Consider the following 3,095-nt stretch of genomic DNA (forward strand, 5'->3'; position numbering starts at 1 on the left):
GTGGGGGGAAGCCCAGGTGGCTCGCCGAACCACCCCCACCCTCAATCCCTCCCCTCAAGGGGTAGGGAGGCGAAAGAGCAGTCGATCCCGTCAAAAACCGAGGCCCACCATGCCCGCAAAGCTTCCCGTCACCGTGCTCTCCGGGTTCCTCGGAGCCGGCAAGACGACCCTCCTCAACCACATCCTCAACAACCGCGAGGGCCGGCGCGTCGCCGTCATCGTCAACGACATGAGCGAGGTCAACATCGACGCCACGTTGGTCCGCGAAGGCGGCGCCGATCTCTCGCGCACCGACGAGAAGCTGGTCGAGCTCTCCAACGGCTGCATCTGCTGCACGCTGCGCGGGGACCTGCTCGCCGAGGTCACGCGTCTCGCCCGCGACGGACGCTTCGACTACCTCCTCATCGAGTCGACCGGCATCTCCGAGCCGCTCCCCGTCGCCACCACTTTCGACTTCCGCGACCAGACCGGCTTCTCGCTCGCCGATCTCACCCGCCTCGACACCATGGTGACGGTCGTCGACTGCGCCAATCTCCTGAAGGACTACGCCTCGCAGGACTTCCTGCGCGACCGCGGCGAGTCCCTCGGCGAGGAGGACGAGCGCGCCCTCGTCGACCTTCTCGTCGACCAGATCGAGTTCGCCGACGTCATCGTCCTCAACAAGGTCTCGACCGCAAGGCCGCACGAGCGCGAGGCGGCGTTGAAGATCATCAAGGCGCTCAATCCCGTCGCCCGCATCGTCGAGACCGATTTCGCCAAGGTCCCGCTCGAGGACGTGCTCGATACCGGCCTCTTCAACCTCGAAGCGGCCGAGGCCAATCCGCTCTGGTTCAAGGAGCTCAACGGTTTCACCGACCACGTGCCCGAAACGCTGGAATACGGCATCCGCTCCTTCGTTTACCGCGCCCGCCAACCGTTCAATCCGCAGCTCTTTTCCGCCTTCGTCAACCGCTCCTGGCCGGGCGTCGTGCGCGCCAAGGGCTTCTTCTGGCTCGCGACCCGCCCGTACCACGTCGGCGAGCTCAGCCAGGCCGGCGCTCTGGTGCGCACCGAGCGGCGCGGCCTCTGGTGGGCGGCCGTGCCCGAGCACCGCTGGCCCGACAATCCCGACTGGCGCGCTTCCATGACGCCCTATCTCGATCCGGTCTGGGGCGACAGGCGCCAGGAGATCGTCTTCATCGGCCTCGATCCCATGGACGAAGCCGACATCCGCCGCCAGCTCGACGCCTGCCTCGTCCCCGCCCGCGGCTACGACCCGGAAAGCTGGGCGCGCCTGCCGGACCCGTTCCCGAGCTGGGGCTGAATCGACACGCGCACCGGGTTTCCCCTCGCCCCTCCGGGGAGAGGGACCGATTTTCCGCGTTCAGCGGAAAGTCAGGGTGAGGGGCTGCTATATTGCGGCTTTCGCGCGGAAGGCCCCCTCACCCGGCGCTACGCGCCGACCTCTCCCCCAAGGGAGAGGTGAAGAGAGGCACTTTCGCCGGCGAGCCCGCCACCTCTCCCTCTGGGGGAGAGGTCGCGACGAAGTCGCGGGTGAGGGGGCCTTCCACGACCTCCCTGCCTGGGGCCCCCAATCTCTACCCGATCGTCAGCGTCCGGCTCTCCTCCAGCCCGTGCCCGGTGATCTCCAGCCGGTCGTCATGGACCGCCACCGTCGCATAGGCGCTCTGGTCGGGCGTCTCGACCATGCCCTTGAAGTTGACGAAGTGCTGGTTGCCGACGGCCGCGTAGTTGCCGGCGTGGTTGTGTCCGTTGAAGAACGCCACGAAATTGTCGTGGCTGGTCAGCAGCTCAACGATCCGCTCGCTGTCCCAGAGGTTGTGGATGTTGGCCGGATAGACCGGATAGTGGCTGAGGACGATCACCTTCTCGCCCGCGTCCTTGGCGCTCGTCAGCCGCTCCTCCATCCAGGCGAATTGCTCGTCCGAGAGCGAGCCGTTCCAGCTCTGCGCGTTCTCGGCGCCGCTTTCGGTCAGCTTTGCCAGCCGCTCGGCCGCGATCTCGAGCCGCGGGTCGTCGGCCGGGGGCGCGAAGGTCGAGACATCGTTGCCGTCGATGACGAGGAACCGGTAGCCGCCGCCGGTGAAGTCGTAATAGGCCCGCTCGATGCCGAAATTGCGCACCACCGAGCGCAGGTAATCCTGCCCGACCTCGAAATCGTGGTTGCCCAGCACGAAGAAGTGCGGATGCTCGAGCTGGTCGTAGATCGGCAGCACGTCGCCGAAGCTGTCCCAGTGTCGGTCGATGATGTCGCCGAGCGTTGCGACGAACTCGAGCGGTTCCTCGTTGAAGGCCTTGAGCGCCGTATCGAGCTTCCAGAGGCTGTTGGCATAGTAGCGCGTGCCGCCGGGCCTGGGCGGGAAGGGGGCGTATTGCGGGTCGGCGATGATGCCGAACCGAAATTGCGGCGCGTCCTGCGCCACCGCGGAGCGGGCGGCAAAGCCGGCAAAGGGCGTGACGAGCGCGGCAGCGCCCGCCGCCTTCAGGAGAGTGCGACGATCGATCATTTCTGGCCTCCTCTGTTCGGGGAGGAAAAGCCTAGGCCTGCTCCGTCACGCTCGGGTGACGCCGATATGACAATCCGGTCACTTGAGCGGCCCCTTGAAGACGAAGAACGCTCCGAGCGCGATCAGCCCGAACCCGATCCCGTGGTTGAGGGTGAACTTCTCGCCGAGGTAGAACACTGCGAAGAATGCAAAGACGGAGAGGGAAATCACCTCCTGGATGGTCTTCAGCTCCGCCCCGCTATAGGTGCCGTAGCCGATCCGGTTGGCCGGCACCGCCAGCCAGTATTCGACGAACGCGATCCCCCAGCTGACGAGCACCGCCACCCACAGCGCCATGTGCGGGAACTTGAGGTGCCCGTACCAGGCGAAGGTCATGAAGATATTGGAAGCGATGAGCAGCCCGATGGGGGCGAGGGTAGGGACGTTGAAGCCCAATTTGGCCCTGTCGAATCAGAACGTGATGGCTGGCGCTCACTAGACCCCCCTCCCAACCTCCCCCGCAAGGGGGAGGTGCCGGTCTTGTGAATTGGGCACGATGGTGCCACACGCACAATGCAGCACCTCCCCCCTTGCGGGGGAGGATGGGAG

At 65.9% G+C, this 3,095-nt stretch carries 3 protein-coding genes; 1 reads left to right on the forward strand and 2 read right to left on the reverse strand.

The genetic code is table 11. The annotated features are described in order from the left end of the window. Positions 1-109: 109 nt before the first annotated feature. Positions 110-1,303: a GTP-binding protein gene (locus VE25_RS00075; RefSeq protein ID WP_046106535.1), complete on the forward strand. Its 1,194-nt coding sequence runs from the start codon at positions 110-112 to the stop codon at positions 1,301-1,303. 274 nt (positions 1,304-1,577) lie between these two features. On the opposite strand, the gene VE25_RS00080 is transcribed toward VE25_RS00075, so the two are convergent. Beyond that, positions 1,578-2,507 (reverse strand): metallophosphoesterase, encoded by a 930-nt coding sequence (locus VE25_RS00080; protein ID WP_046106536.1) that lies wholly within the window; start codon positions 2,505-2,507, stop codon positions 1,578-1,580. Between the two features lie 78 nt (positions 2,508-2,585). After that, positions 2,586-2,942, reverse strand: a complete 357-nt coding sequence (locus VE25_RS00085) for a DMT family protein (RefSeq protein WP_152664453.1) — start codon at positions 2,940-2,942, stop codon at positions 2,586-2,588. Positions 2,943-3,095 lie beyond the last annotated feature (153 nt).

The organism is Devosia geojensis (genome assembly GCF_000969415.1).
Taxonomy (GTDB): Bacteria; Pseudomonadota; Alphaproteobacteria; order Rhizobiales; family Devosiaceae; genus Devosia; species Devosia geojensis.